Source organism: Cellulomonas hominis, from assembly GCF_005239125.1.
GTDB classification, from domain to species: Bacteria; Actinomycetota; Actinomycetes; order Actinomycetales; family Cellulomonadaceae; genus Cellulomonas; species Cellulomonas hominis_A.
The window spans coordinates 1-3,178 of record NZ_SZYE01000287.1; the positions used below are offsets into that span (position 1 = coordinate 1).

Below are 3,178 nucleotides of genomic sequence, written 5' to 3' on the forward strand. Positions count from 1 at the left end.
CGCGGTGTTCGGGGTGTTCACGTCGGTCGCGCCGGGGTTCGTCGGCGGCACGCTGCACCACTCCTCCCGGCTGCTCGCCGGGCTCGTGGTCTTCGTCGTGTTCGGCGCCGCGGCCGCGGTGCAGGCGGCCACCACCCGCGTGCGGCCGGCGACCCGGCTGCGGGCGGGCCTCGTCGCCCAGGCGGCCGGGCTGGTCGTCCTGACCGCCGGGATGCTCGCCGCACGGCTCGACCTGTTCCTCGTCGGCGGGCTCGTCACCGGCGCCGGGGCCGGCCTGCTGTTCGCGGCCGCGTCCGGCACGGTGGCCGCCCTCGCGGCACCGCAGCAGCGGGGCGAGGCGCTGGCGGGGCTGTTCCTGGTGGCGTACGTCGGGCTGAGCCTGCCCGCGATGGGCCTCGGCCTCCTGGCCCGGGTCCTGCCGCAGGCCACCGCGATGGCCCTGCTGGCCGGCGCGCTGCTCGTGCTGCTGGCGGCGCTCGCCGCGGCGTCCCGCCGCCCGACCCCCCGCCCCTGACGCCCCACCCCGCGCGCGCCCTCTCTTCCCCCACTCCACTCCTCGCCGAGATGGCAACTCTCGGCTGCGCCTCGGGACGCCGGCACAGCCGAGAGTTGCCATCTCGGCGAGTGGGGGTGCGGGGTGCGGGCGGGGTGCGGGGGTGCTGGGAGGTCAGACGCCCAGGTAGCGGCGGAGCTGGCGGACCGCGGCGCGGCCCGCGCGGTTGGCGCCGACGGTGCTCGCGCTGGGCCCGTACCCGACCAGCTGCACGCGGGGGTCGGCGACGACGCGGGTGCCGTCCATGACGATCCCGCCGCCGGTGCCGCGCAGGCCGAGCGGCCGCAGGTGGTCGAGCGCCGCGCGGAACCCGGTCGCCCACAGCACCGCGTCCGCCTCCACGTGCTCCGGCCCCGTGACCCAGCCGTCGGCGAGCGGTCCCCGCGCCGCGGCCTCGTCCCACTCGGCCCCGTCCGGCACCAGCCGGGCGAACACCGGCCGGGCGACCAGGACCCCGCGGGCGATGCCGTCGCGGTACTCGTCGGTGAGCGGCAGGCCGGTGGCCGCGACGATGCTCTGCGGGGGCAGCCCGGCCCGCGTCCGCTCGTCGACCCGGGCGACCGCCTCGCGCCCGAGCTCCGGGCTGAACCCGGCGTCCCGCCAGTCCGGCGGACGGCGGGTGACCCACGTGGTGGCGGCCGCGACGGGGTGGATCGCGAGCAGGTGCTGCACCGCGGAGATGCCGCCGCCGACCACGAGCACCCGGCGCCCGGCGAACTCCTCGGGCGACCGGTAGTCGTGGGTGTGCCGCTGGATCCCGGCGAACGACGCCGCTCCCGGGTAGGTCGGCCAGAACGGCCGGGTCCAGGTGCCGGTGGCGTTCACGAGGGCGCGGGCGTGCCAGGTGCGGCGCACCCGGCGTCGCGCCGTCGCCGCCTCGGCCCGCCGGGTCCCGGCGCCGCCACCGAGCCCGTCGTCCGGGTCGGGCGCCGGGACCGGCACGCGCTCGGTCTCCTCGGTCTCGACGGCCAGCAGCCGCTCCGGGCCGCCCGCGTCGCGGACCCGGCGCACCTCGACGGGCCGGCGGACGGCCAGGCCGAGGTCGCGCTCGTAGGAGCCGAAGTACCGGGTCAGGGCGCGGCTCGCGGGCTCGTCGGCGTCGAAGGTCGGCAGCGGCCGGCCGGGCAGCTCGTACACGCCGTTGACCGTGCGCATGGTGAGGCCGGGCCAGCGCTCCCGCCACGCGCCCCCGGGGCCGGCGGCCGCGTCGAGCACCACGTAGGTCGGGCGGCCGGCCGCCGCCCCACGGGAGGTGAGGCCGTCCGGGGCCGCCGGCACGAACCCGGAGCGCTCCAGGTGCGCCGCCACGGCGAGCCCGGCCTGCCCGGCCCCGACGACCACGACGTCCGCCGAGGCGGCGGTCGGGATCTCGTCGGGCATGCCTGGTCCAACGCGGCGCCGCCGCCGGACGTTCCCCGGCCCGGCGCCGCGGGGCCCGAGGTCGCCGGCCGCGCACCGCGCACCGGGGCGGGACCGGCGAGCTCGGCGGCGGGAGTGGTGGGATGGGGAACGTGCCCGACCACACGACGCCCGCCCCGCAGGCCCGCACCGGTGCCCTGCCCGCCACCACAGCCGCCGCGGTGCGCGACCTCGCCGCCGCCGCTGCCGCCCACGACGGCGTCGCCCCGCTGTCCGAGCAGCCGCTGCTCTGGCTGACCGGCGGCGGGCCGGACGTCGTGCACCTGCTGGTCGGCGGGGACGCCGCCCCCACGGGGTACGCCCAGGTCGACCTCCGCGACCCGGCGCTCGCGACCGCGGAGGTGGTCGTCGCCCCGGCCGCGCGCCGCCGCGGCACCGGCACCGCCCTGCTCGACGCGGCCCTGTCCGCCACCCGCGCCCGCGGCGGGGACGCCGTGTCCGTGTGGGCGCACGGCGACGTCCCGCCCGCCCGGGCGCTCGCCGCGGCCCGCGGGCTGCCCGCCGTCCGCGAGCTGTGGCAGATGGCGCTCGACCCGCTGGTCGCCCCGGACCCGGACACGGCGCCGCTGCCGGCCGGCGTCACGGTGCGCGCCTTCGAGCCCGGCCGCGACGAGGACGCGTGGGTCGCCGTCAACGCGCGGGCCTTCGCGCAGCACCCCGAGCAGGGCCGGCTGACCCGCGCGGACCTCGAGGCGCGCGAGGCGGAGCCGTGGTTCGACCCCGCCGGGTTCCTGCTCGCCGAGGAGGACGGGCGGCTCCTCGGCTTCGGGTGGACGAAGGTCGCGGAGCCGGGCGAGGGCGAGATCTACGCGCTGGGTGTCGACCCCGCCGCGCAGGGCCGACGCCTGGGACCCGCGCTCACCGCGCGGATGCTGGCGCACCTCGCGGGACGCGGGCTGCCGCGCGTGGTGCTGTACACCGAGGGCGACAACGCGCCGGCGATCCGGGTGTACCGGGCGGCGGGGTTCGAGCGGTCGGCGGTGGACGTCGTGTACCGCCTGGGGTGAGCGGGCGCCGGGGGTCGCCGTCCGGCCACCCGTCGGACACCTCCTGGTGCGACGATGTGAGGATGACCGACGCCACCTCCTCCGACGGGGCCCCCCGCAAGGCGAGCACGCGCCGTGCCGCGCCCGCCGCCACGGCGGCCGCCGGCCGCACCAGCACGAGCACGGGCCGCGCCTCCGGCCGGGCCAGCGGCACCCGGTC

The 3,178-nt window shown here is 79.9% G+C and carries 2 protein-coding genes and 1 pseudogene; 2 read left to right on the forward strand and 1 reads right to left on the reverse strand.

The annotated features are described in order from the left end of the window. Window positions 1–514 (forward strand): annotated as a pseudogene (locus FA014_RS20330) (MFS transporter); the annotation flags it as partial. Window positions 515–667: 153 nt separating this feature from the next. On the opposite strand, the gene FA014_RS18905 reads toward FA014_RS20330, so the two are convergent. Next, on the reverse strand, window positions 668–1,933 hold the full coding sequence (locus FA014_RS18905; protein WP_154731157.1) for an NAD(P)-binding domain-containing protein: 1,266 nt from the start codon (window positions 1,931–1,933) through the stop codon (window positions 668–670). Between the two features lie 122 nt (window positions 1,934–2,055). On the opposite strand from FA014_RS18905, the gene mshD reads away from it, so the two are divergent. Then, a complete protein-coding gene (gene mshD / locus FA014_RS18910) occupies window positions 2,056–2,979 on the forward strand; it encodes a mycothiol synthase (protein ID WP_154731158.1) in 924 nt (307 codons plus the stop codon). The last annotated feature ends 199 nt before the right edge of the window (window positions 2,980–3,178 follow it).